This is a genomic window from Streptomyces sp. MAI_2237, assembly GCF_054189285.1.
The window spans coordinates 368,613-392,970 of record NZ_JAJPGQ010000002.1; the positions used below are offsets into that span (position 1 = coordinate 368,613).

General features: G+C 72.2%; 26 protein-coding genes. 16 read left to right on the forward strand and 10 right to left on the reverse strand.

The features are described from left to right. Positions 1-33 precede the first annotated feature (33 nt). Entirely contained in the window at positions 34-771 is a 738-nt protein-coding gene (locus LN251_RS06510) for an ion channel (protein ID WP_458243537.1), read from the forward strand. A gap of 65 nt (positions 772-836) precedes the next feature. On the opposite strand, the gene LN251_RS06515 is transcribed toward LN251_RS06510, so the two are convergent. After that, positions 837-1,145: a small hydrophobic protein gene (locus tag LN251_RS06515; protein WP_458244142.1), complete on the reverse strand. Its 309-nt coding sequence runs from the start codon at positions 1,143-1,145 to the stop codon at positions 837-839. A gap of 219 nt (positions 1,146-1,364) precedes the next feature. After that, on the reverse strand, positions 1,365-2,984 hold the full coding sequence (locus LN251_RS06520) for an MFS transporter (protein ID WP_458243538.1): 1,620 nt from the start codon (positions 2,982-2,984) through the stop codon (positions 1,365-1,367). Positions 2,985-3,050: 66 nt separating this feature from the next. On the opposite strand from LN251_RS06520, the gene LN251_RS06525 reads away from it, so the two are divergent. From LN251_RS06525 to LN251_RS06535, 3 genes are all read left to right on the forward strand, one after another. Next, the gene (locus tag LN251_RS06525; RefSeq protein WP_058925537.1) at positions 3,051-3,677 is read left to right on the forward strand and encodes a TetR family transcriptional regulator; all 627 of its coding nucleotides are present in this window, start codon (positions 3,051-3,053) and stop codon (positions 3,675-3,677) included. Between the two features lie 92 nt (positions 3,678-3,769). Next, the gene (locus LN251_RS06530) at positions 3,770-4,987 is read left to right on the forward strand and encodes an alpha/beta hydrolase (protein ID WP_458243539.1); all 1,218 of its coding nucleotides are present in this window, start codon (positions 3,770-3,772) and stop codon (positions 4,985-4,987) included. A 57-nt stretch (positions 4,988-5,044) separates the two neighbouring features. Further along, positions 5,045-5,902, forward strand: a complete 858-nt coding sequence (locus LN251_RS06535) for a DUF4429 domain-containing protein (RefSeq protein WP_458243540.1) — start codon at positions 5,045-5,047, stop codon at positions 5,900-5,902. A 48-nt stretch (positions 5,903-5,950) separates the two neighbouring features. On the opposite strand, the gene LN251_RS06540 is transcribed toward LN251_RS06535, so the two are convergent. Beyond that, on the reverse strand, positions 5,951-6,421 hold the full coding sequence (locus LN251_RS06540) for a MerR family transcriptional regulator (RefSeq protein ID WP_458243541.1): 471 nt from the start codon (positions 6,419-6,421) through the stop codon (positions 5,951-5,953). A 96-nt stretch (positions 6,422-6,517) separates the two neighbouring features. Between LN251_RS06540 and LN251_RS06545 the strand changes: the two genes are divergently transcribed. Together LN251_RS06545 and LN251_RS06550 are read left to right on the forward strand one after the other, a co-directional pair. Then, on the forward strand, positions 6,518-6,988 hold the full coding sequence (locus LN251_RS06545; RefSeq protein ID WP_458243542.1) for a GNAT family N-acetyltransferase: 471 nt from the start codon (positions 6,518-6,520) through the stop codon (positions 6,986-6,988). A 19-nt stretch (positions 6,989-7,007) separates the two neighbouring features. Further along, a complete protein-coding gene (locus tag LN251_RS06550) occupies positions 7,008-7,835 on the forward strand; it encodes a serine hydrolase domain-containing protein (protein ID WP_458243543.1) in 828 nt (275 codons plus the stop codon). Here the strand turns inward: LN251_RS06550 and LN251_RS06555 are convergent. Beyond that, positions 7,832-8,488, reverse strand: coding sequence for a pirin family protein (locus LN251_RS06555; RefSeq protein WP_458244143.1), 657 nt, complete (start codon positions 8,486-8,488; stop codon positions 7,832-7,834). The two genes, LN251_RS06550 and LN251_RS06555, sit on opposite strands and share 4 nt — an antisense overlap. A 96-nt stretch (positions 8,489-8,584) precedes the next feature. Between LN251_RS06555 and fasR the strand changes: the two genes are divergently transcribed. The 5 genes from fasR (at position 8,585) to fabF (ending at position 13,529) form a co-directional block, all read left to right on the forward strand. Continuing rightward, the gene (fasR, locus tag LN251_RS06560; protein WP_458243544.1) at positions 8,585-9,790 is read left to right on the forward strand and encodes a fatty acid biosynthesis transcriptional regulator FasR; all 1,206 of its coding nucleotides are present in this window, start codon (positions 8,585-8,587) and stop codon (positions 9,788-9,790) included. Between the two features lie 89 nt (positions 9,791-9,879). Then, positions 9,880-10,797, forward strand: a complete 918-nt coding sequence (locus tag LN251_RS06565) for an ACP S-malonyltransferase (RefSeq protein ID WP_458243545.1) — start codon at positions 9,880-9,882, stop codon at positions 10,795-10,797. A gap of 22 nt (positions 10,798-10,819) precedes the next feature. Further along, positions 10,820-11,821, forward strand: coding sequence for a beta-ketoacyl-ACP synthase 3 (locus LN251_RS06570; protein WP_458243546.1), 1,002 nt, complete (start codon positions 10,820-10,822; stop codon positions 11,819-11,821). Positions 11,822-11,925: 104 nt separating this feature from the next. After that, complete coding sequence (locus LN251_RS06575; protein WP_015660680.1) at positions 11,926-12,174, forward strand: acyl carrier protein; 249 nt, start codon at positions 11,926-11,928, stop codon at positions 12,172-12,174. A gap of 83 nt (positions 12,175-12,257) precedes the next feature. Continuing rightward, positions 12,258-13,529 carry a beta-ketoacyl-ACP synthase II gene (gene fabF / locus LN251_RS06580; RefSeq protein ID WP_458243547.1) on the forward strand — a complete coding sequence of 424 codons (1,272 nt, stop codon included), beginning with the start codon at positions 12,258-12,260 and terminating at the stop codon, positions 13,527-13,529. Positions 13,530-13,673: 144 nt separating this feature from the next. Here fabF and LN251_RS06585 read toward each other — a convergent pair whose 3' ends face one another. Further along, entirely contained in the window at positions 13,674-14,168 is a 495-nt protein-coding gene (locus LN251_RS06585) for a DUF3145 domain-containing protein (RefSeq protein WP_058925526.1), read from the reverse strand. A 260-nt stretch (positions 14,169-14,428) separates the two neighbouring features. Here LN251_RS06585 and LN251_RS06590 point away from each other — a divergent pair, with 260 nt between their 5' ends. Both LN251_RS06590 and LN251_RS06595 read left to right on the forward strand, forming a co-directional pair. Beyond that, positions 14,429-15,304, forward strand: coding sequence for an SGNH/GDSL hydrolase family protein (locus LN251_RS06590; protein ID WP_458243548.1), 876 nt, complete (start codon positions 14,429-14,431; stop codon positions 15,302-15,304). 26 nt (positions 15,305-15,330) lie between these two features. Then, positions 15,331-16,302, forward strand: coding sequence for an aldose epimerase family protein (locus LN251_RS06595; RefSeq protein ID WP_458243549.1), 972 nt, complete (start codon positions 15,331-15,333; stop codon positions 16,300-16,302). A 78-nt stretch (positions 16,303-16,380) separates the two neighbouring features. Here LN251_RS06595 and LN251_RS06600 read toward each other — a convergent pair whose 3' ends face one another. Continuing rightward, entirely contained in the window at positions 16,381-18,822 is a 2,442-nt protein-coding gene (locus LN251_RS06600; RefSeq protein ID WP_458243550.1) for a beta-glucosidase, read from the reverse strand. Positions 18,823-18,927: 105 nt separating this feature from the next. Between LN251_RS06600 and LN251_RS06605 the strand changes: the two genes are divergently transcribed. Further along, positions 18,928-19,506, forward strand: coding sequence for a TetR/AcrR family transcriptional regulator (locus LN251_RS06605; RefSeq protein WP_458243551.1), 579 nt, complete (start codon positions 18,928-18,930; stop codon positions 19,504-19,506). A 9-nt stretch (positions 19,507-19,515) separates the two neighbouring features. Here the strand turns inward: LN251_RS06605 and LN251_RS06610 are convergent, their stop codons facing one another. Both LN251_RS06610 and LN251_RS06615 read right to left on the reverse strand, forming a co-directional pair. After that, the gene (locus tag LN251_RS06610; protein WP_458243552.1) at positions 19,516-19,848 is read right to left on the reverse strand and encodes a YrdB family protein; all 333 of its coding nucleotides are present in this window, start codon (positions 19,846-19,848) and stop codon (positions 19,516-19,518) included. An 11-nt stretch (positions 19,849-19,859) separates the two neighbouring features. Beyond that, entirely contained in the window at positions 19,860-20,249 is a 390-nt protein-coding gene (locus tag LN251_RS06615; RefSeq protein ID WP_458243553.1) for a RidA family protein, read from the reverse strand. 50 nt (positions 20,250-20,299) lie between these two features. On the opposite strand from LN251_RS06615, the gene LN251_RS06620 reads away from it, so the two are divergent. After that, positions 20,300-21,244 carry a LysR family transcriptional regulator gene (locus LN251_RS06620; RefSeq protein WP_458243554.1) on the forward strand — a complete coding sequence of 315 codons (945 nt, stop codon included), beginning with the start codon at positions 20,300-20,302 and terminating at the stop codon, positions 21,242-21,244. Between the two features lie 95 nt (positions 21,245-21,339). Continuing rightward, positions 21,340-22,581 (forward strand): pyroglutamyl peptidase, encoded by a 1,242-nt coding sequence (locus tag LN251_RS06625; protein WP_458243555.1) that lies wholly within the window; start codon positions 21,340-21,342, stop codon positions 22,579-22,581. Here the strand turns inward: LN251_RS06625 and LN251_RS06630 are convergent. Then, positions 22,571-23,368, reverse strand: a complete 798-nt coding sequence (locus LN251_RS06630) for an EI24 domain-containing protein (protein WP_458243556.1) — start codon at positions 23,366-23,368, stop codon at positions 22,571-22,573. The genes LN251_RS06625 and LN251_RS06630 overlap by 11 nt on opposite strands. A 64-nt stretch (positions 23,369-23,432) precedes the next feature. Further along, entirely contained in the window at positions 23,433-24,296 is an 864-nt protein-coding gene (locus LN251_RS06635; RefSeq protein ID WP_458243557.1) for a hypothetical protein, read from the reverse strand. Positions 24,297-24,358 lie beyond the last annotated feature (62 nt).

Below are 24,358 nucleotides of genomic sequence, written 5' to 3' on the forward strand. Positions count from 1 at the left end.
CACCGCCCCTCACCGTTTCCCTACGATGCGGGCATGGAGCAACGAACGGCGCAGGCGCGCTGGGAACACCACACGCAGCGGCCACTGCTGGCGCTGACCGTGGTGTTCGCCGTCGCGTACGCCGTGCCGATCGTGGACCACTCGGCGGGCCATGCGCTGACGCAGGCGTGCACCGTGGTCGAGTGGGTGGTGTGGGGGGCCTTCGCAGCGGACTACGTGGTACGGCTGGTGCTCGCGCGGCACCGTAAGGAGTTCATGCGCCGGCACTGGCTGGACCTGTGCGCGGTGGTGCTGCCGATCCTGCAGCCGCTGCGGCTGCTGCGCATGGTCGCGACGCTGCTGCTGGTGGGGCGGCGGGCCCGGATGGCTCACCAGATCAGGCTGACGACGTACGTCGGCGGGGCGGTCGTCGGGCTGCTGATGTTCGGCTCGCTGGCCGTGCTGTCGGTCGAGCGCGACTCGCCGGACGGGAACATCCGCACGCTGGGTGACGCGCTGTGGTGGTCGTTCACGACCATGACGACCGTCGGGTACGGCGACCACGCCCCGACCACCGGACTGGGCCGCATGATCGCCGTCGGCCTGATGCTGTCCGGCATCGCGCTGCTCGGTGTGGTCACCGCGAACATCGCCGCCTGGTTCCTGGCCCGCTTCGAGAAGGACGACGCGGAGGAACAACGCCAGACGCAGGCCATCGAGGCCCTCACACAGGAGGTCCGGGCCCTCAGGGCCGAGGTGGCGGCACTGCGAGAGGTCTCCGACCGCCTGTAGGACCGCCCCCGCATGGGTGGTCCCCCGGCCCATCAACCGGGGGACCCTCCCTCACTCGCCCCCGGTCAGAACAGACCGTTCCCCGGGGTCGCCGCTCCCGCCAGCCACACGACGGCCAGGAGCGTGTCCACGGCGCCCAGCACCAGGGCGACCAGAGCCGGCACCGGACGGCTGCCCGCCCAGCTGCGGCCCATGGCAAGCCAACCGCAGACGACCGCCACAGGGCCGAGGATGATCCCCAGCACGAAGAACCCGGCGACCGCGCAGATGACTCCGATGATTCCGAGCGTCGCGCGATCCGGCCCGGTCCGTGACCACGTCCGGCCACGTGAGCGGGGGTACCTGCGCGTTCCATGTCCGAAGCCCGCCATCATCAACTCCCTGAACCCCGGGGTCTGTTCGGGGTTCAAACAAGCGGGTACCCCCGTTGCGGCGGCTAATCACCGACCGCGTCATGGGTGCTGCGGCGCGCTGTCCCCCTCCGGCAGCGCGCCGCAGCACCGGTCACCCCCTGCGGAGGGCTTGACCCACTGTGACCTGCGGCGTGCGCCGAACGGGAGCGATCTTTAGCCTCTTCACCCTGATAGGGGAAGTCAGATGTGGCCGACGCCCGCGCCCGCCTCGGCGTTCTCGCCGCGCTTGGTGAGCAGGGCGACGAGGACGGCCACGGCCGCGACCCCGCAGGCCACCAGCGAGGCCAGGCTCATGCCCGAGATGAACGTGTCGTGCGCGACGCCCGTGATCTTCGCGACGATCGGCTCCGGGGTGCCCTTGGCGACCGGGGCGACTCCCACCTGGACCGCCTCGGACGCCTGGTCGAGCTGGCCCGGGGTGAGCGGCGGCAGGCCCGCGTCCTTCCAGTTGGCCGCGAGGTCGTTGTCGACCTTGGAGGCCATGACGGCGCCCAGCACCGCCGTACCGAGGCTGCCGCCGATCTGCATCGCCGCCTGCTGCAGGCCGCCGGCGACGCCGGACAGCTCCATGGGGGCGTTGCCGACGATGACCTCGGTGGCGCCGACCATGACCGGCGCGAGACCGAGGCCGAGCAGACCGAACCAGATCGACATCACGGCGCTGCCGGTGTCGACCTCGAGCGTCGACATGCCGTACATGGCGACCGCGGTCGCGATCATGCCGCCGGCCAGCGGGACGCGCGGGCCGAGCTTGGTGATCGCCACACCCGCGAGCGGCGAGGCGACGATCATCATGCCGGTGAGCGGCAGCAGGTGGAGACCGGCGTCGATGGGGCTCATGCCGTGCACGTTCTGCAGATAGAACGTCACGAAGAACAGGCCGCCCATGAAGGCGATGGCCATGAGGACCATGAGGACCACGCCCGCGGACAGCGGGACGGAGCGGAAGAGGCCGAGCGGGATCAGCGGCTCCTTGACCTTCGTCTCCCAGACGGAGAAGAGGGCGAAGCCGAGGACCGACGCGGCGATGAAGGCCCAGGTCTTGCCGTCGCCCCAGCCCCAGGCCGGCGCCTTGATCAGGGCCCAGACCAGGCAGAACATGGCGGCCGACAGCAGGGCGATGCCCAGCAGGTCGAAGGAGCGCGGGGCGTTCTGCGCGCGGTGGTCGAGCAGGATCAGCAGGCCCAGGAGCAGGGCGATCGCACCGACCGGCACGTTGATGAAGAACACCGACTGCCAGTTGACGTGCTCGACGAGGACGCCGCCGAGGATCGGGCCGCCCGCGGTGGAGGCGCCGATGACCATGCCCCAGATGCCGATCGCCATGTTCAGCTTCTCGGCCGGGAAGGTCGCCCGCAGCAGGCCCAGCGCGGCCGGCATCAGCAGGGCGCCGAACAGGCCCTGGAAGACGCGGAAGGTGACGACCGCGGCGATGCTGTGCGACAGGCCGATGGCGCCCGAGGCGGCGGCGAAGCCGGTGACGCCGATCAGGAAGGTCTGGCGGTGGCCGAAGCGGTCGCCTAGCTTGCCCGCGGTGATCAGGGAGACCGCGAGGGCCAGGAAGTAGCCGTTGGTGATCCACTGGACGTCGGCGAAGCTCGCCTTGAGGTCCTTCTGGATGGCCGGGTTGGCGATGGCCACGATGGTGCCGTCCAGGGCCACCATCATGACGCCCACGGCCACGGTGATCAGGGTGAACCAGGGGTGGCCGCGCAGCCCCGAGGGCTGCGGCGACTCCTCCGACGGGACTGCCGGCGCCTTGTCCTCCGGCCCCGTCGTACCGATGGTCTGACTAGTCATGTGTTCGAGGCTAGTGTCAGCCGCTGACAATTGACAAACCAGTTCACAAGTCGGTAACTGACGCGTATGGAAACACTCCGCGAACGCAAGAAGCAGCGCACCAGGGACGCGCTGCTGCGGGCCGCCGTCGAACTGTTCACCACGCGCGGCTACGAGCGGACGACCGTCGACGACATCGCCGACGCAGTCGACGTCTCCCAGCGCACCTTCTTCCGCTACTACGCGGGCAAGGAGGAGGCCGCCCTCGCCCTGCAGGAGCTGGTCGTGACGCGCTTCGTGGCGGCGGTGCGCGAGCGGCCGGCCGAGGAGGCGCCGATGGAGGCGCTCAAGCAGGCGGTCCTGGAAGGCTGGCAGACCCTCAACGAGGTGATCGAGGCCGTCGTACCGGTCGAGCTGTACCTGCGCATGTACCGGGTGATCGAGTCCACCCCGGTGCTGCTCGCCGCCCATCTGCGGCGCAACATGGAGATCGAGGAGGCCATGGCACGGGTGCTGGCCGAGCGCGAGGGACTGGACGTGGAGGCCGACCCGCGGCCGCGGCTGGCGGTGGCGGTGTTCGGCGGGGTCATGCGGGTGACCGAGCGGCAGTGGAGCACCGGCGAGGACTTCAGCCTGGAGGCCATGCGCGCGCTGACGATCTCGTACCTCGAACAGGTGGGACCGGCACTCACCGAGAACTGGCGGACACGCTGAGAGACAGTGAGCCCAACGCCACGTTTATCGAAACGTGATACCCGTCACTCGGCTCACGCGAGACCCGCTCGTTCTCCTAGTGTGTCCTTCCAGTGACTTCCTTCGACACCTCCCCGCAACTGAACGTCTGGCGCGCACTGCTCGCGCTGGCCGTCGTCTTCGTGATGCTGGCGACCACCGGCTGGACCGCCCTGCGCAGCCACGGCGCGAAGACCCCGCTCCAGGCCTCGCTGTCCTCCTGGGAGCACGGCCGGATACACGGCCACGCGCTGCCGGACCCGGACGCCTCTCCCACGCGCCTGGCCCGCTTCTTCTCCTCGCTCACCGCCCAGGAGCGCGCGCTGCTCGCCCGCCGCTACCCGCTCGTGGTCGGCAACATGAACGGCGCCCCCGTCGCCCTGCGCTACCGCGCCAACCGTCTCGCGCTGGACTCCCAGCGCAGGGTCGAGCTGCGGCGCATGCGCGACAACCGCCTCTCGCCGGCCGGGCAGCAGGAGGCGGGCCGCCGTATGCACCGCTACGAGTCGCTGCTGCAGCACGGGCGGCACATCCTCGCCTTCGACCCCGACGGCAACGGGCGGATCGCCGAGGTGTTCGGGAACCTGGAACGGGCCCGGCGGGTCTCGGTGATCGTCCCCGGCGTCGACACCGACCTGCTCACCTTCCAGAAGACCTACCGCCCCTACTCGGCGCCCGTCGGCATGGCCAAGTCGCTGTACGCCGCCGAGCGGGACGCGAGCCCGACGACGCGGACGGCCGTGATCGCCTGGGCCGACTACACGGCACCGGCCGGACTCGGCATCGACTCGGCGACGGGCACGCGCGCGCGGGACGGCTCGGTACGGCTGAACGCCCTCCTCGGGGCGCTGCCCGGCAGGGCGCCGGTCTCGCTGTTCTGCCACAGCTACGGCTCGGTCGTCTGCGGGGTCGCCGCGCACGCGCTGCCGCGCCGGGTGTCCGACATCGTCGCGGCCGCCAGCCCCGGCATGCGCGTCGAGAGGGCGGCGAACCTGCACACCTCCGCGACGGTGTGGGCGATGCGGGACGCCACGGACTGGATCCAGGACGTGCCCTACCTGCAGCTCGGCGGGCTCGGGCACGGCGCCGACCCGGTGTCGGCGGCCTTCGGGGCGCGGGTGCTGTCGGCGCAGGGCGCCAAGGGCCACGCCGGGTACTTCGAGCCGGGTACGGCGAGCCTGCTGAACTTCGCGGAGATCGGGGTTGGCGCGTACCGGTCGGTGGTCTGCGCACGCGAAGACGGCGTGTGCAGCGCGGGTTTGTCCGGTACGGAGACGGCCGGACGCGCGTAGAGGCGCAGAAACTGCGGTCTGCGCGAGGTGGCGACGAAGGAGCGGACCACGCATACGATGAGCCGCATGGGTGACGTACTGGCCGGATTTCATGCCGCCTGGGAGTTCGAGTCCGACTCCGTGCTCATCCGTTACGAACGGGGGATTCGGACACCCAAGCTGTTCCAGGCGCTCGGGGAGCGCCGTGTGCCGCTCGAGGCGATCGCGGGAGTGACGCTGACGCCGGGGCGGCGCGGGACGGTGGTGGTGCGGGCCGAGCTGCGCGAGGGCGCCGATCCGCTGCTGGACGCGGCGGCCGGGCAGCTGAAGGAGACCTGCGATCCCTACCGGCTGGTGCTGCCCGCCGAGAAGGAGACGCTGGCCGAGCACTACGTCGACGAGCTTCGCCCGCTGCTGGACGGCGGCGGGCCGGTGGACCGTCATCTGGTGGCCGCGCCCGAGGCGCCGCGCCAGTTCAAGGCGTACGACGCCAAGGCGTCCTTCGACGGCAGGACGGTGAGCTTCCGCTGGTTCTGGACCGGGGCGTCGTCGGCGAAGTGGAAGGCCGGGGACCAGGTCTTCGACGTCGACGAGCTGAGCGGGGTGGAGTGGCGCTCACCGGAGGTGTTCGAGGGGCATCTGCGGCTGCTGCGGCGCGACGGGGCGGGTGCGCCCGCTCAGGCCGACCAGGACCCGGCGTCCGTGGTGTTCGGGCTCGGGTACGGGCCCGTCCACGAGTCGCTGCCGTTCGCAGCGGCCGTGCTGGGGGCGATACGGCGGCGCGGGGCCGCCGCGGTCGTTCCCGCGGCGGCCCCGCGCCGCGATCCGGCCGACATCGCCGAGCGCATCCGTCACCTGGGCGAGCTGCATCAGGCCGGGCTGGTGACGGACGAGGAGTTCTCCACGAAGAAGGCGGAGCTGCTCGCGGAGCTGTGAGTCACTCCCGGCCGGCGGACGCGAACGCCATGTCCGCGTACCGGTCGGTCATCGCGCCTTCTCCGCCTCGTACGCGCGGGCGCGGCCCGCGTCGGCGTAGAAGCTGATCTTCCGGTCGAGCACCGCGAGGGTGTCCTGCAGCTCCGCGATCCGGGTGAGCACGTCCCGGCGGGTCGCCTCCAGCAGTTCGAACCGCTCGCCGAAGGTGTGGTCGCCCTCGCGCACCAGCTCCGCGTACCGCACCATGTCGGCGACCGGCATGCCGGTGAGCCGGAGCTTGCCGACGAGGTCGAGCCAGTCGAGGTCGCGGTTGCTGTAGCGGCGCTGGCCGGTGTGGGAGCGGTCGACGTGCGGCATCAGTCCGATCCGCTCGTACCAGCGCAGGGTGTGCGCCGTCAGCCCGGTGAAGGCGACGACCTCGCTGATCGTGTAGCTGTCCTGGCCCTCGGGGCGCCGGTGCGGGTGGGGCGGGGCTCCGCAGGAGTCGGTCCTGGTAGGGGTGGTCTCCATCACCGTCATGCCCTCAAAGCTATGGCCTTCGAGTGCACTCCAAGCAAGCGGAACCGGTAAGAAATCGGCAGACGTCCGCTCGGGACGGCGGCTAGCGTGCCCCGCATGAGTCTCGTACGACGTGCCGGGTCCGCGGACGCCCGGGAGGTGCTGCGGCTGCGTCAGGTGATGATCGACGACCTGCCCGGCGGCGACGGTTCGGCGGAGTGGCACGAGGAGTCGCTGCCGATCCTGGCACAGCGGCTGGGCGAGGCGGACGGGGACTTCGCGGCATTTGTCGTCGACCATCCGGAGCGGCCGGGCGCGCTGGCGGCGCTGGTCGTCGGGACGGTCGACTACCGGATCGGCAAGGCGGGCAATCCGCGCGGCCGCTCCGGCTACGTCTTCAGCGTGGCCACCGATCCGGAGGCGCGGCGCCGCGGCTACGCCCGCGCGTGCATGGAGGAGCTCCTGGAGTGGTTCCGGGAACGGGGCGCCGGGCAGGTCATGCTCACCGCCTCCGCCGAGGCAGAGCCGCTCTACGCCTCCCTGGGCTTCGCCCACAAGCCGGACCCCACGATGATGCTGAGGCTCTGAGCGGCTTAGGCTCGGCGGCATGTCCTTGGAGAGCCTTGCGTTGATCGAGAACTGGCCGGTGTCCACCGCGGCGGCGGGGGTCGTGCGGGCCGACGGTGTGGTCCTGGGGGTCCACGGGCCGGCCGACCGCGCCTTCCCGCTGGCCTCGGTCACCAAGCCGCTCGCGGCGTACGCCGCCCTCGTCGCGTACGAGGAGGGGGCCGTCGAGCTCGACGAGCCGGCCGGGCCGACGGGATCGACGGTGCGGCACCTGCTCGCCCACACCTCCGGGCTGGCCTTCGACGAGCACCGCGTGACGGCCCCGCCCGGTGAGCGCCGCCTGTACTCCAACGCCGGCTTCGAGCAGCTCGGCGACCACATCGCCAAGGCGACGGACATCCCGTTCGGCGAGTATCTGCGGCAGGCGGTGCTGGAGCCGCTGGGCATGACGTCGACGACGCTCGACGGCTCCCCCGCGAAGGACGGCGTCTCCACCGTGGCCGACCTGCTGCGGTTCGCGGCGGAGGTGCAGGCGCCGCGCCTGCTGGACCCGCGCACGGTCGCGCAGGCGATGACCGTCCAGTACCCGGGGACTAAGGGCGTCCTGCCGGGCTACGGCCACCAGAACCCCAACGACTGGGGCCTGGGCTTCGAGATCCGCGACTCCAAGTCCCCGCACTGGACGGGCGCCTCCTCCTCGCCGCGCACCTTCGGCCACTTCGGCCAGTCGGGCACGTTCCTGTGGATCGACCCGGACGCGGGGATCGCGTGCGCCGCTCTGACGGACCGGGCCTTCGGGCCGTGGGCCGTGGAGGCATGGCCGGCGTTCACCGACGCGGTACTGGCGGAGGCCCGCCGGGCCGGCTAGCCCGCCGTCATCTCCCACATCAGCAGCTCGGCGTTCGTCGTCGCGATTGCCTCCAGGTCCTTGGCGTCCGTCAGGCGGGCCGCGTCGCCCTCGCCCAACTCCTCGCCCTCCAGGGCCACTTCGCCGCGCACGACGTGCACGTAGACGAAGGGGCCGTCCGGGACCGCGGTCCGCTCCCCCGCCGACAGGCGGCGTACGTGCAGCATCGCGGCCGCCTCCGGGACCGCGTAGGGAGTGGAGTCGGCGATGCCCCGGACGATCTCGTAGGACGGGGTGCCGCCGGGGTGCAGCGGGGCCAGCCACATCTGGACGAAGGTCAGGGGCTCGGTGGTGTCGTTGCGTTCGACGTGGCGCACGCCCGCCGCCGAGCTGAGGCGCTGGACGTCGCCGGGGCGCACCCGGGTCTGGTGGCCCGCCGAGTCCCGGTGCGTCAGCTCGCCCTCGACCACCCACGTCACGATCTCGGTGTGGCTGTGGGGATGTTCGTCGAAGCCGGCGCCGGGGGCGAGGCGCTCCTCGTTGCAGGCGATGACGGCGCCGAAGCGGAGGTTGTCGGGGTCGTAGTGCGGGCCGAAGGAAAAGGCGTGCCACGACGCGATACCGGCCGCCGCGTCGCCCCCCGGGTAGCGCTCAGCAGCGCGCCGTACGTCCATCACGCGTCCCACGGTAGCGGCGCGGACGGCGCCGCGTGGCGGCCACCGGCAACCCTGCGGCGCACGCCGTCGTCCGGATAAGGCAGTCTTGTCCCCGTGCCCGAACCCGAAGCCACCAGGCCCGAAGCAGCCCATACCGCCGCACATTCGCACGCCGCGACCCTGAAGCGGCTGGAGAAGTCGTCGGGGTCCCTCGCCGCGCAGGCCATCGCGCGCATGGACGAGACGCTGCCCTGGTACCGGGCCATGCCCCCGGAGAACCGTTCCTGGATCGGGTTGGTCGCCCAGGCCGGCATCGCGGCCTTCACCGAGTGGTTCCGGCGTCCCGACGCCCCGCAGGCCATCTCCACCGACGTCTTCGGCACCGCCCCGCGCGAGCTGACCCGGGCCATCACGCTGCGGCAGACCGTGGAGATGGTGCGCACGACCATCGAGGTCATGGAGTCGGCCATCGACGAGGTCGCGGCGCCCGGCGACGAGAGCGTGCTGCGCGAGGCGCTGCTGGTGTACGCCCGAGAGATCGCCTTCGCCACCGCCCAGGTGTACGCCCAGGCCGCCGAGGCACGCGGTGCCTGGGACGCGCGCCTGGAGTCCCTGGTGGTCAACGCGGTGCTCAGCGGGGAGGCCGACGAGGGGGCCGTGAGCAGGGCGGCCGCGCTCGGCTGGAACGCGCCCGAGCATGTGTGCGTGGTGCTGGGCACGGCCCCGGACGGGGACTCCGAGCTGACCGTCGAGGCGATCCGGCGGGCCGCCCGGCACGCCAAGCTGCAGGTGCTGACGGGGGTGCTCGGCGACCGTCTCGTCGTCATCGCCGGCGGCAGCGACAACCCGCTGGCCGTCGCGAAATCGCTGATCGGGCCGTACGCGGCGGGGCCCGTGGTCGCGGGGCCGGTGGTGCCGGACCTGCTGGCCGCGACCCGGTCCGCGCAGGCCGCCGCCGCCGGGCTCAAGGCGTGCTCGGCGTGGCAGGACGCCCCGCGCCCGGTACTGGCGGACGATTTGCTTCCGGAGCGCGCCATCGCCGGGGACCCCGGTGCGCGCGAGCAATTGGTGGAGGAGATCTACAGACCACTGGAGGAGGCGGGGTCGGCTCTCCTGGAGACGCTCGCCGTGTATCTCGAACAGGCGTCCAGCCTCGAAGGTGCGGCCCGGATGCTCTTCGTCCATCCGAACACCGTGCGCTACCGGCTTCGACGTGTGACTGACGTCACCGGCTGGTCGCCCTCTGATGTACGTTCGGCGTTCACGCTGCGGATCGCGCTGATCCTGGGGCGTCTGGCCGATGGAGATCTACCGGCCTAGTCTTTTGTCGGGGCTCCACAAAACCCCCTCGTGTTCTTCGTCCCTGTCCCCACGGGCGGCCGTGCCCGTCCACAAGAGAGAGTGTGAGAGTGCTCGTACTCGTCGCTCCCGGCCAGGGCGCCCAGACGCCCGGCTTCCTGACTCCCTGGCTCGAACTGCCCGGCGCCGCCGACCGCGTCGCCGCCTGGTCGGACGCCATCGGACTGGACCTCGCCCACTACGGCACACAGGCCGACGCCGACGCCATCCGCGACACAGCGGTGGCGCAGCCGCTGCTGGTCGCGGCCGGAATCCTGTCCGGCGCGGCACTGGGTGACATCCTGCCCGGCGCGGTCGCGGGCCACTCCGTCGGCGAGATCACCGCCGCCGCCTTCGCCGGCGTCCTCGACGACACCGCCGCGCTGACCCTCGTACGCAAGCGGGGTCTGGCGATGGCCGATGCCGCCGCGATCACCGAGACCGGCATGTCGGCGCTGCTCGGCGGCGACCCCGAGGTCTCCGCCGCGCACCTGGAGCGGCTGGGGCTGACCGCGGCGAACGTCAACGGCGCGGGCCAGATCGTCGCCGCGGGCACGCTGGAGCAGCTCGCCGCGCTGAACGAGGACAAGCCCGAGGGCGTCCGCAAGGTCGTCCCGCTGAAGGTCGCGGGCGCCTTCCACACGCATCACATGGCCCCGGCCGTGGACGCGCTGGCGAAGGCCGCCGCGGACCTCGCCCCGGCCGACCCGAAGGTCACGTACGTCTCCAACAAGGACGGGCGGACCGTCGCCACCGGCGCCGAGGTCGTCGAGCGGCTGGTCGGCCAGGTCGCCAACCCGGTCCGCTGGGACCTGTGCATGGAGACGTTCAAGGAGCTCGGCGCGACCGCGATCGTCGAGGTGTGCCCCGGCGGCACGCTGGTGGGCCTCGCCAAGCGCGCCCTGCCCGGCGTGCAGACCCTCGCGCTCAAGACACCCGACGACCTCGACGCGGCCCGCGCGCTCCTCGCCGAGCACGCACAGGCCTGACGCCCTAAGGAGCCGTACGAACATGTCGAAGATCAAGCCCAGCAAGGGCGCCCCGTACGCGCGCATCCTCGGCGTGGGCGGCTACCGCCCGACGCGGGTCGTGCCCAACGAGGTGATCCTCGAGACGATCGACTCCTCCGACGAGTGGATCCGTTCGCGCTCCGGCATCCAGACCCGGCACTGGGCCTCCGACGAGGAGACCGTGGCCGCGATGTCGATCGAGGCGTCCGGCAAGGCCATCGCCGACGCCGGGATCTCCGCCGAGCAGATCGGCGGCGTGATCGTCTCCACCGTCTCGCACTTCAAGCAGACGCCGGCCGTGGCGACCGAGATCGCCGACAAGCTGGGCACGAACAAGGCCGCCGCCTTCGACATCTCGGCCGGCTGCGCGGGCTTCGGCTACGGCCTCACCCTCGCCAAGGGCATGATCGTCGAGGGCAGCGCCGAGTACGTCCTCGTCATCGGCGTCGAGCGGCTGTCCGACCTCACCGACCTGCACGACCGCGCCACGGCCTTCCTGTTCGGCGACGGCGCGGGCGCGGTCGTGGTCGGCCCGTCCCAGGAGCCCGCGATCGGCCCGACCGTGTGGGGCTCCGAGGGCGACAAGGCGGAGACCATCAAGCAGACCGTGCCGTGGACGGACTACCGCGAGGGCTCGGTCGAGAAGTTCCCTGCGATCACGCAGGAGGGCCAGGCGGTGTTCCGCTGGGCCGTGTTCGAGATGGCGAAGGTCGCCCAGCAGGCGCTGGACGCGGCCGGGATCAGCACGAACGACCTGGACGTCTTCATTCCCCACCAGGCCAACGAGCGGATCATCGACTCGATGGTGAAGACGCTGAAACTGCCGGAGCACGTCACGGTCGCGCGTGACGTGCGCACCACCGGCAACACCTCGGCCGCCTCGATCCCGCTCGCGATGGAGCGGCTCCTGGCGACCGGTGAGGCGAAGAGCGGCGACACCGCGCTCGTCATCGGCTTCGGGGCGGGTCTCGTCTACGCCGCGACTGTCGTTACCCTCCCCTAGGCACTCCGTGCCGGATCACGAAGGTCCGGCACGAGAGCAGCAACAATCTGCCGCTGTCGCGGCGGGTGCCCAACCCTCTGGATCACAAAGAAGGAGCGCCTGACATGGCCGCCACTCAGGAAGAGATCGTCGCCGGTCTCGCCGACATCGTGAACGAGATCGCCGGCATCCCGGTTGAGGACGTCCAGCTGGACAAGTCCTTCACCGACGACCTGGACGTCGACTCGCTGTCCATGGTCGAGGTCGTCGTCGCCGCCGAAGAGCGCTTCGACGTCAAGATCCCGGACGAGGACGTCAAGAACCTCAAGACCGTCGGCGACGCGACCGACTACATCCTCAAGCACCAGGCCTGAGTTCCTGCTCGGGTCGGACGCTGACCGGCCCCGCCACCCGGCGGTGGCGCCGCTTAATCCTCGTAATTGGAGAAAGAATTCCCGTGAGCCCGACCAATCGCACCGTGGTCGTCACCGGTATCGGCGCAACCACACCGCTGGGTGGCGACGCAGCCTCTACCTGGGAGGGTCTGATCGCCGGCAGGTCCGGTGTGAAGCCCCTGGAGCAGGAGTGGGCCGCCGATCAGGCGGTCCGCATCGCCGCGCCCGTCGCGGTGGAACCCACCGAGGTCATCCCCCGGCCGCAGGCCCGCCGCCTGGACCGCTCGGCGCAGTTCGCGCTGGTCGCCGCCAAGGAGGCGTGGGCGGACGCCGGTTTCGAGGGCAAGGCCGGTGAGGACCCGAAGGTCGACCCGGACCGTCTCGGCGCGGTCATCGCCTCCGGCATCGGCGGCGTGACGACCCTCCTCGACCAGTACGACGTGCTCAAGGAGAAGGGCGTCCGCCGCGTCTCCCCGCACACCGTCCCCATGCTGATGCCGAACGGCCCCTCCGCCAACGTGGGCCTGCTCGTGGGCGCCCGGGCGGGCGTGCACACGCCGGTCTCCGCGTGCGCCTCGGGCGCCGAGGCCATCGGCTACGCCATCGAGATGATTCGCACGGGCCGCGCCGACGTCGTCGTCGCCGGTGGCACCGAGGCGGCCATCCACCCGCTGCCCATCGCCGCGTTCGGCAACATGATGGCGATGTCCAAGAACAACGAGGACCCCGAGGGCGCCTCGCGTCCCTACGACACGGCCCGTGACGGCTTCGTCCTGGGCGAGGGCGCGGGTGTCGTCGTCCTGGAGTCCGCGGAGCACGCCGCCCAGCGCGGTGCCCGCGTGTACGCCGAGGCGGTCGGGCAGGGCATCTCCGCCGACAGCCACGACATCGTGCAGCCCGAGCCGGAGGGCCGCGGCATCTCGCAGGCCCTGGAGCACCTGCTGGAGCGCACCGACCTGGACCCGTCGGAGATCGTGCACGTCAACGCGCACGCCACCTCGACGCCGGCCGGTGACATCGCCGAACTGAAGGCGCTGCGCAAGGTCTTCGGCGACGACGCCGACCACATGGCCGTCTCCGCGACCAAGTCGATGACCGGTCACCTGCTGGGTGGGGCGGGCGGCATCGAGACCGTCGCGACCGTGCTCGCCCTGTACCACCGGGTGGCCCCGCCGACGATCAACATCGACAACCTCGACCCGGAGGCGGAGGCCGCCGCCGACGTCGTCCGCGGCGAGGCCCGCAAGCTGCCCGTGGAGGGCCGTATCGCCGCGCTGAACGACTCGTTCGGCTTCGGCGGGCACAACGTGGTCCTGGCGTTCCGGACGGTCTGAGAGCGCCGTTGAACGGAAATGGCCCGGTCTCCGGTGGGAGATCGGGCCGTTCGCCGTCGTGTCGTCTGTTCACGGCCGGGTGCGGGGGCGTTGTGGCTGGTCGCGCAGTTCCCCGCGCCCCTGGGTTGGCTCCTTGAGGTTGACTCAGACGACCTGGTGGAGCCACCGCACGGGTGCCCCCTCGCCCGCGTAGCGGAAGGGCTCCAGTTCGTCGTCCCACGGCTTGCCCAGCAGCTTGGCGATCTCCGCCTCCAGGTCCGTCTCGTCCCGCTGGGAGCGGACCAGGGCGGCCCGCAGGCGGTCCTCCGGGATCAGGATGTCGCCGTGGATGCCGGTGACGGCGTGGAAGATGCCGAGGTCGGGAGTGCAGCTGTAGCGCTCGCCCTCGGCCGTGGGGCAGGGCTCGGCCGTGACCTCGAAGCGCAGCAAATGCCAGCCGCGCAGCGCGGAGGCGAGCTTGGAGGCGGTGCCCGCCTGGCCCTGCCAGGAGAACTCCGAGCGCCAGGTGCCCGGCGCGGCGGGCTGCCGGATCCAGTCGAGGTTGACGCGCGTGCCGAGCACCCCGGCGACGGCCCACTCGACGTGCGGGCACAGCGCGCGCGGCGCGGAGTGCACGTACAGAACTCCACGAGTCGTCACCGGGACCTCCGGGCAGAGCGGGACATCTTGCGAACTGGCGAACGGCCGTGGCCGGGGGAACCACGTTGATGGCGAGGCTACCGTGCGGCGGCGCAAGGAGTGTGACGTACCGTCGGTCTTGATGCGCCGAAACCCCCGCCATTCACCCGGCAGGACGCTTGTACGGGTGCGAACCGTTGCGCGCTGCCGGGTTCGGGAACTCCCGCGCGTTGTCATGAGGGGAGACCTCCCAGCACGCCGACCGAGGGGAACAGCAGCGGATGCGGAAGCCCAGCCACCGTTCACGGGCCGTTCTCGCCGTCACGGCGGCGGCCGTCCTGGGCGTCGCCGGCTGCGACGCGGTCGGTGGCGACGAGGCGGCGCCCACGCACAGCGCGAGGCGGGCGCCCGCCTGGGATGTCAGCCCGAGCTCCGTCGCTGCCGTCGGCGACTCCATCACCCGCGGCTTCGACGCGTGCACGGTCCTGTCGGACTGCCCGGAGGTGTCGTGGGCGACCGGGTCCAGCACCGAGGTCGACTCGCTCGCCGTCCGGCTCCTGGGGAGGACGAAGGCGGCCGAGCGGAGCTGGAACTACGCGGTGACGGGTGCGCGGATGGCCGATCTCCCGGGGCAGATCACGCGGGCCGTGGCGAGGAAGCCGCAGCTGGTGACGGTGATGGTGGGGGCGAACGACGCCTGCCGGGTCTCGACGGCGGCGATGACCCCCGTGGCCGACTTCCGGGCCGACTTCGAGGACGCGCTCGCCGGCCTGCGCAAGGCGCTGCCGAAGACGCAGGTGTACGTGGCGAGCGTGCCGAACCTGAAGCGGCTGTGGTCGCAGGGCCGGACGAACGCGCTGGGCAAGCAGGTGTGGAAGCTGGGCATCTGCCCCTCCATGCTGGGCGACGCGGACGCGCTGGACTCGGCGGCGACGCTGCGGCGCAACACCGTGCAGAAGCGGGTGGAGGAGTACAACCAGGCGCTGCGCGAGGAGTGCGGCAAGGACCGGCGGTGCCGGTTCGACGGGGGCGCGGTGTACGCGTACCGCTTCGGGACCGCGCAGTTGAGCCACTGGGACTGGTTCCACCCGAGCGTGAACGGTCAGGCACGGCTGGCCGAGATCGCCTACCGGACGGTGACCGCCCGGCACCGTTGACAGGCACGTGACTTAGAGTTCCGCTCATGAGCGAACACTTCGGCACACTTTCCGACGGCACCCCGGTCGAGCGCTGGACCCTGGAGCGGGCCGGCGTGCGGGTGCGGATCCTGTCGTACGGCGGGGTCGTGCAGTCGGTGGAGATCCCGGACCGGGACGGGCGTGCCGGGAACGTGGTGCTGGGGTTCGCCGGTCTGGACGACTACGTCGAGCACCCCGGGCCGTATCTGGGCGCCCTGGTCGGCCGGTACGCCAACCGCATCGCCGGCGCCCGCTTCACGCTGGACGGCGTGACCTACGAGCTGGAGCCCAACAACGCCCCCAACTCCCTGCACGGCGGCCCGCAGGGCTTCGACAAGCGGGTGTGGGAGGTCGTTCCGGTCGAGCACGGGGTGCGGCTCGCCAGGGTCAGCCCGGACGGCGAGGAGGGCTTCCCCGGGCGGCTGGAGGTGACGGCCACCTGCACTCTGGACGCCGACGGCTCGCTGCGGATCGCCTACGAGGCGGTGACGGACGCGCCGACGCCGGTGAACCTGACCAACCACTCGTACTGGAACCTCGCCGGCTCGGGCGACGCGGGCGGTCACGAACTGCGCCTCGCCGCCTCCCGGTACACGCCGGTGGACGCCGATCTGATCCCGACCGGTGTCCTTCAGGAGGTCACGGGCACGCGCTTCGACTTCCGGCAGGGCAGGAAGGTCGGCTCGGGCTTCGACCACAACTTCGCCCTGGACGGCGGTGTCACCGACGCTCCGCGCCAGGTCGCCGAGCTGTACGACCCGGCGTCCGGCCGGGTGCTGACGGTGGCGACCACCGAGCCGGGGCTGCAGCTGTACACGGCGGACCACCTGCCCGAGCCGTTCACACCGGGCGACGGGGTGGCGCTGGAGACCCAGCACTTCCCCGACTCCCCGAACCGGCCGGAGTTCCCGGACACGGTGCTGCGGCCGGGCGAGGTGTTCCGCTCGGAGACGGTCTACGGCTTCGGGGTGCGCTGATCCGCGCTCCGCCGGGCTTGCCCCGGTCCAGGGGTCAGGTCCCGGACCGGGGCTGCTCGTGGGGGAGGTCGTCCCGTATCAGACGTTAATCGTCGCGGTGAGACGACGGTCGGCGATCGAGCGGCTCACCTGGATCTCGTACGAACCCTTCACAAACGACCACGAGCCGACCACGTCGTCCCACACCTCGAAGGCCCGGCGCGGGATCTCGACGACCGCCTCGGCCGTCTCGCCGGGGCCCGCCTCGACGCCCGCGAAACCGGCGAGCAGGCGGGCCGGGCGGTCGGGGCCGGGCTCGGTGGGCGCCAGGTAGACCTGGACGACCTCGCGGCCCGCCCGCTGTCCGATGTTGCGGACGCGGACCCTGGCGGTGGTGCCCTCGACCTCGACGGACTCGTACGCCCAGTCGGTGTAGCCCAGGCCGTGGCCGAAGGGGTACGAGGGGGTCCTGCCCTCCTTCTCCCAGGCGCGGTAGCCGATGAACACGCCCTCGGCGTAAGGGAGTTCGCCGTTCTCGGGGGTGACCCGGGTGACCGGGGCGTCGGCCAGGGAGCCCCAGGTGGTGGGCAGCCGGCCTCCCGGTTCGTGGGCGCCGGTCAGGACGTCCGCGAGGGCGGCGCCGCCCTCCTGGCCGGGGAACCAGCTCAGCAGCACGGCGGCGACCTGGTCGCGCCACGGCAGCTCCACCGGGGAGCCGGAGTTGACGACCACGACGGTGTTCGGGTTGGCGGCGGCGACGGCGCGGACCAGCTCGTCCTGGCGGCCGGGCAGGCAGAGGTCCTTGCGGTCGTAGCCCTCGGACTCGACGCGGTCGGTGGTGGCGACCACCACGACGGCCGTGTCGGCGGCCCGGGCCGCGGCGACGGCCTCGGCGATCAGTTCGTCGGGGTCGCGTGCCGGTTCCTGGTGGGCCAGGGCGAAGGCGACGACCTTGAAGGGGATGTCCTCGGGGAGGGCGTAGACGTGGGTGAGGGAGACCTCGACCGGTTCGCCCGCGGTCAGTTGGGCCTCGGCGCGGGCCACGGGGGCGCCGAAGAACGCCTCGAAGGGGTCGCTGTCGTCGGCGGGGAGCTGGACGTCGTCGAAGTACGTCGTCCCCGCGACGGTGAGGGTGAAGTGGCCGGTGCCCTTGACGCCGAAGGTGTGCGGGCCGGTGTCGCGGGGGGTGAAGGTGCCGGTCAGCTCGACGGTGTGCAGGCCGGCGTGGGTGACGCCCTCGGGGAGGTCGGAACCCATCCACTGGATCTGGCCGTTGGGGGCGGAGCCGGTGCCGATGACGTTCCCGTCGGCGTCGCGGCACACGGCCTTGAGCGCGAAGCCCTTCTCGGCGACGGCGAGTTCGGTGTCGGGGTCGGCGCCGACGGCGTAGGTCAGGGCCCCCTCGGGGAGGGCGGCGGTGAGGCCGTCGAGCGGGGAGACGACATGGGAGGGGAAGACGGTGGCGGAGCCGCCGCCGAGGACCCGGGCGTCGCGGGCGGCGGCGCCGAGGAGCGCGACCGTGCCGGGCCTGAGCGGGAGGGCCCCGCGGTCGTTCTTCACGAGGACGAAGGAGCGGCGGGCGATCTCGCGGGCCAGGGCCTCGCCGTCGACGGCCGCGGGCGGTGCGGTGACGGCCGGCTCGGCGCCGTCCAGGGCGCCGACGCGGGCGGCGAGCCGCAGGACGTTGCGGACGGCCTCGTCGACGACCGCCTCCTCGACGCGGCCGTCGCGCACGGCCTGGGCGAGGGGGGCGCCGTAGACGGTCTGCGGGCCGGGCATGGCGACGTCGAGGCCGCCGTGGACGGCGGCGACCGTGTCGCGGGCCGCCATCCAGTCGGAGACGTTGTAGCCGTCGAACCCCCATTCGCCGCGCAGCACCTCGTTCACGAGGTGGCGGTGCTCGGTCATCGTCGTGCCGTTGACCGTGTTGTAGGCGGTCATGACGCCCCAGGGGCGGGCGCCGGCGACGATCATCTCGAAGGGCGTCAGGTACAGCTCGCGCAGCGCGCGCTCGCCCACCAGGTTGTTCACCGTGAAGCGGTCGGTCTCGGCGTCGTTGGCGACGAAGTGCTTGACGGTGGTGCCGACGCCGCCCTGCTGCACGCCGGTGACGTACCCGGTGCCGATGCGTCCGGTCAGGTACGGGTCCTCGCTGTAGGCCTCGAAGTGGCGGCCGCCGAGCGGGGAGCGGTGGAGGTTGACGGTCGGGGCGAGCAGCACGTGCACGCCCTTGCGCCGGGCCTCCTGGGCGAGCAGGGTGCCGGCGCGGCGGGCGAGTTCGGGGTCCCAGGTGGCAGCGAGGGCGGTCGGGGAGGGCAGGGCGACGGAGGGGTCGTCGGCGGTCCAGCGCACGCCCCGGACGCCGATCGGGCCGTCGGACATGACGAGCGACCTCAGCCCGATCTCCGGCAGGGCGGGCAGGGACCACATGTCCTGGCCGGACAGCAGCCGGGCCTTGGCGTCCAGGTCCAGTTTGCCGAGGGCCGCCTCGACGGCCGCCTCACGGGCCTGGTCGGCCGGGTTTCCCGGGGTTGCCGCCATCGCGGTGCCTCCTCGTCACGTCCTGTCGTCTCGGGGCCCATCGTGCACCCGTTCCCTGTAACGCGGTAGGTTTCGTTATCCTGCCGTGACAATGACCGTACGGCGATGTCGTACGGTGACGCCATGAACGCCAGGGTCAGGAGCGAGGAACGGCGCGCGGAGATCGTCCGGGCGGCGCTGGAGGTGATCGCCGAGCGCGGTTACCGGGGGGCGAGTCTGGCGGCGGTGGCGGAGAAGGTGGGGCTCACCCAGCAGGGGCTGCTGCACCACTTCCCGACCAAGGAGGCGCTGCTGGTGGCGGTGCTGGAGGAGCGGGACCAGTGGGACGCCGTGCCGGCCACGCGGTGGCGGGTCGATCTGCTGGCCTCGCTCGTGGAGTACAACGCCATGCGACCCGGCATCATCCAGACCTTCTCGGCACTGCTGGGGGAGAGCGTGACGGAGGGGCATCCCGCGCGCGGGTACTTCACACAGCGGTACCGGCAGGTGCGCGAGAGCATGGCGACGGTCCTGCGCGCCGAGTACGGCGACCGGCTGCCGAACGGGCTGACGCCGGAACGGACGGCGCCGTTGCTGGTCGCCGTGATGGACGGGCTGCAGTACCAGTGGCTGCTGGACCCGGAGTCGGTGGACATGCCGGCGGCGTTCCGGGACTTCCTCGCGCTGCTGGGCGAGGACGTCTGAACGCGCCCGCTACTGGCGCCAGACCTGGGCGAGGGTCTTGCTCACGACGCACACGACGGCGAAGACGATCGCCCAGACATGGGCCCCGGCCGCGAACCACAGCACCGCGCCGGACCCGAACCACAGCGTCTCGAAGGCGACTCGGGCGGCGCCGTGGACCTTGAACCTGGCGCGCGGGGAGCCGAACAGGCCCCACAGCACCGCGAGGACGACCGCCCCGGCGAGGCCCAGCAGCGGGCCCCAGCCGGAGGCGCTCTTCCAGGCCCAGTACCAGACGCCCGCGAGGACACCCAGTTCCAGCAGGAATATGACACCCAGGTTCACGGCCTTCGCTGTCTTCACGCGCGGCAGTATCACCTGCCGGGTGCCACCGCCGCCACGATTTCGATCTCGACCAGGGCCTCGGGTCGGAACAGCCGGGACACCTCGAACGTCATGCTCGTGGGCGGGGTGCCGGTGAGGAACTCGCGGCGCACGGAGCCGTATTCCTCCAGTGCGGTGATGTCCGTCAGGTACGTGCGGATGTTGATGACGTCCGCGAGGGTCGCGCCGTGGGCCTTCAGCAGGGCGGCGATCGTCTCGAAGGCCCCGCGCGTCTGCTCGGCGAGCGTCGCGCCCTCGGCGATCTGGCCGGAGAGGTACAACAGGGCGCCCCCGTCGGCGTGCTCGACCCGGGCGACCTGGGAGTAGTAGGGGCTCAGCGGCTGGGGTGCCGTGGCCGGGCTGTCCAGGGTGATCTGCATGCCGATGACGCTACGAAAGGGCCACGGGATGCGACAAGCGAATGTCTAGCATGGCTGCCATGCCGAACACGCATCGCGAGCCGGAACTGTCCACCGTGTGGCTGCGGGCGTTCCTGGAGGTGGCCCGGCACGGGTCGTTCACGGTGGCCGCGCGGGCGCTGGGGTGGACGCAGTCCGCGGTGTCCCGGCAGATCGCCTCGCTGGAACAGGCCCTCGGCGGGGCGCCGCTGTTCGACCGGCTGCCGCGCGGGGTGCGGCCGACCGAGGCCGGGCGGGTCCTCGTGCCGTACGCGGAGAGTGTCGCCGAGGCGCTGCGCGGTGCCGCCCTCGACCTCGCGGCGCTGCGGGAAGTGGCGGGCGGGCGGCTGCGGTTCGGGGCGTTCCCCTCGGCCGACGCGGCGCTGGTGCCGCACGCCCTGGCCGCGTTCCGCACCCGTCACCCGGGGGTCCGGGTCACCCGCGAGGAGGGCCTGACGCCCCGCCTGCTGGACCGCCTGGCCGCGGGACATCTGGACCTGGCGGTGGTCTCGACGACGGGCGGCGCCCCGCCGGCGTCGTACGAACTGCGCCACCTCCTCGACGAGTTCCTGTACGTCGCGGTCTCCGCCGGGCATCCCCTGGCCGGCCACCAGGGCCCCGTGCCGCTGGGGCGGTTCGCCGACGACGACTGGATCTCCGGCGGTCCCCGTCCCGAGGGCACCCTTCTCGACGCGGCTCTGCGCGAGGGGTTCAGCCCGCGGGTGGCGCACGTGGTCGCCGAGTGGACGGCCAAGCAGGGGTATGTCGCCGCGGGCCTGGGCGTGGCCCTGGTCCCGGCGCTCGCGGCCGGGTCCGTCCGCCCGGACGTCACGCTGCTGCGGGTCCTGGACGAGGGCGGCCCGGCCCGGGCGGTGTACGCGGCGACACTGCGGGGGCGGACGCCGACACCGGCGGTGGAGGCGTTCGTCGGGGTGCTGCGGGAGGCCGCGGCCCAGGTCCGCCCCGCCGCCTCCTGAGCCTCACCCCATGGCGTGGACCACTTCCGTCACGCGATACTGCGGCCGTCCGCACCACGCTCCCCCACGACGGCGACGGAAGGACCTGAACCCCCTTGAACTCCATACGTGTTCGGATGGTTTTCCTCGGACTGGCACTGACCGCGGGACTCGCCTGCCCTACCACGGCGTCGGCGGCCGGGACCGCGCCCTCCCCCACCGTCGAGGAGCAGCGGTTCGACAAGGCCGTGCCGCGGGAGATCCTCCGCAGGTCGGGATTCGACGACGTGGCACCGCGGCTGGCCGGTGAACTGGGCGCGGCCGGCTCCTACGCGGAGGCCCGGCGGATCGCGGTCCGTGAGGGCTGCGCGTTGTGGCGGCGGGCAGTCGACCGGGTGCAGGGGCGGGGGCCGGCAGGCGGGGACCTCAGCCGGGACGACGACCGGCCGCTGTACTGGGCGCGGCTGGGCATGACCCGCGACGTGCGGACCTGGGAGCCGGAGTTCGGGCTGAGCGACCGGCAGCGGACGCAGCTGCTCGACGTGCTGGAGCGGACCTCGCGCGGGCAGACGCAGGTGCGCTACCCGGACGGCAGGGGGCTCAAGCGGATCCTCGTCACCGGGTTCGACCCGTTCACGCTGGACCGGGACATCCGGATCTCCAATCCCTCCGGTGCCACCGCGCTCGCCCTCGACGGCACGGTGGTCCGGACGGCGGACGGTCCGGCGCGGGTGGAGACGGTCGTCTTCCCGGTCCGCTGGCAGGACTTCACCGAGGGCACGGTGGAGCGGACGCTGCGGCCGTACCTGAGGAAGGTGGATCTGTTCACCACCGTCAGCCAGGGACGGGTCGGGCGGTTCGACGTGGAGCGCACCAACGGCGCCTGGCGGGGCGGTTTCCCGGACAACGACAACGTCGGGCGCACCGAGACCGTCCCGGTGAGCGACCCCGCCACGCGGCCGCAGTGGACCACGACGACCCTGCCGTACCGGGCGATCGTGGCCGCCGACACCGGGCGGTTCCCGGTGTACGACCACACCGAGGTGACCGAGATCCCGGCGGGCGGCACGACGGAGGTGGTGCGGCCGGACGGGCCGACGCAGGGGTCGACGGCCCGGGCGGGCGGCGGCGGGAACTACCTCTCCAACGAGATCGCCTACCGGGCGACGCTGTTGCGCGACCGGCTGGGGCTGCACGACACGCTGCCCGGCGGCCATGTGCACACGCCGGTGCTGCAGTTCGGCAGCGGGAACACGACCGAGATCACGGACGCCGAGTTCGTGCGCAACCGGCTGGACATCGTGGCGCAGGTCCGGGCGATCATCACGGTGGCCGCCGACGCGACGTTCAGGAAGTGACGGCTTCTTCCTCCGGCTCGTCCTCCGGCCCGTCCCCGGCGTTCTCCTCGCCCAGCAGGTCGCGGGCCATGAGGGTGGCGCCCGCCACCGCGCCCGGCATCAGGAACACGGCCACGAACGGCACCAGGAACGCCACCGCCAGCGGGGTGCCGAAGCCCCACACCAGGGTCCTGCGGGAGCGCAGGAGGGTGAGACGGGCGCGGAGTTCGACGCCGCGGCGCTGGAGGGCGACGGCGGTCAGTTCCTCGGTGAGGAAGAACCCGGTGACGAAGAAGCCGATCACCGGGACGGCGGTCTGGCCGACGAAGGGCAGGAAGCCGCACGCGAACAGCAGCACGCCCCACAGGGCGGCGCGGAGCAGGATGCGCAGGCTGTCCCGGGCCGAGATCCACAGCTCGCGCCAGAGCGGGAGCCCGGACTCGGGCGCGGTGCCGTCCGGCGAGACGTCCCGGTCGACCTTCTCGGAGAGGTTCTCGTAGAAGGGCTGGCCGATCAGGAGGGTCACGGCGGTGAAGGTGAGGACGGCGAGGAGAAGGCCGAGCGCGAAGAGCACCGCCGTCAGGAAGCCGCGGAAGAGGCCCTGCCAGGGGACGGACCAGTGGTCGGCGAAGGGCGTCGACCAGGCGACCGCGTCCTCGCCCCACAGGGCGAGGGCGACGAGCGCGGCGACGTAGAGGACCAGGGTCATCAGGCCCGGGAGCAGGCCGAAGCCGTAGTGCCTGCCGTGCCGGGCCATCCAGCGCTGGCCCTTGAGGAGGTAGCTGAAGCCGGCGGCAAGATCACGCATGGGGAGGACTTTACCCGGCGGCGGTTGGGGTGTTGCGGGCGGATACCGGGCCGGGGCGCGGGCTTCACGCCGGTGCGACGGCCACCACGATGCCCCGGTCGCTCGCCGGTGACACGGCCGCGCTCACGCGTACCGCCGTCGCGCGGGCGAGGCCGCCGGCCCGTGCGGCGGCGCCCAGGAGCAGCGGCTGCAGCTGTTCCAGGGCCGACACCAGCAGCTCCTCCCCCGCCACCAGGACCGGACGCGCCGCCTTCGTCGTCGCGGCCGCCGCCTCCGTGAGGTCGGCCAGCGGCGGGAGGGCCGCCCGGACCACGCCCGCGCCCGCCGCCGACGCCCGTTCCGCCAGTGCCACCTGGAGCGGCATCAGCGGGGCCAGGGCGTCGGTCAGGGCCTCGGCGATGCGGCTGAGTTCGGGGGACGACTCGCGCAGCACGTCCGCGGCGGCCCGGAGCACCGGGGTCAGGGCGAGCAGCGCTCCGGCGGCCGCGCCCGCCGCCGCGGGCAGCAGCGGCGAGGACGCCTCCACCAGGTCGCCCAGGGCGTTCGTGAACTCCTCGACGGCGGGCTCGACCGCGTCCAGGACGGGGAGCAGGCTGTCGCCGAGGGCGGTGAGCAGGGCCCGGACGGGCTCGCTCACGGGGTGGACGGCCAGCGGGGCACCGCTGGTGCCGAGGCGGGTGAGGGTGTCGACGATGCGGTAGAACGCCTCCTGTGCCTGCGGGGACGCGCTCGCCTCGGCCAGTTCCGCGGTCGTCTCGCGCAGGACGCGCAGCACCTCCGCGCCGGAGCCGTCCCGTGGGTCGAAGGTGTTGATCGCGATCCTGGTGAGGTTGCCGGCCGTGTCCAGGAGCTGGCCGGTGATGTCGGTCGTGCTGCGTGCCACGCGCAGCACGTCGTCCCTGCTGGGGAGCGAAGGGATCGTTGCCATGGAGACTCCTCGCCTCATGAGCGCCGCCGACGGTCCGACCCCAGGATGCCCTCAGGACGGCA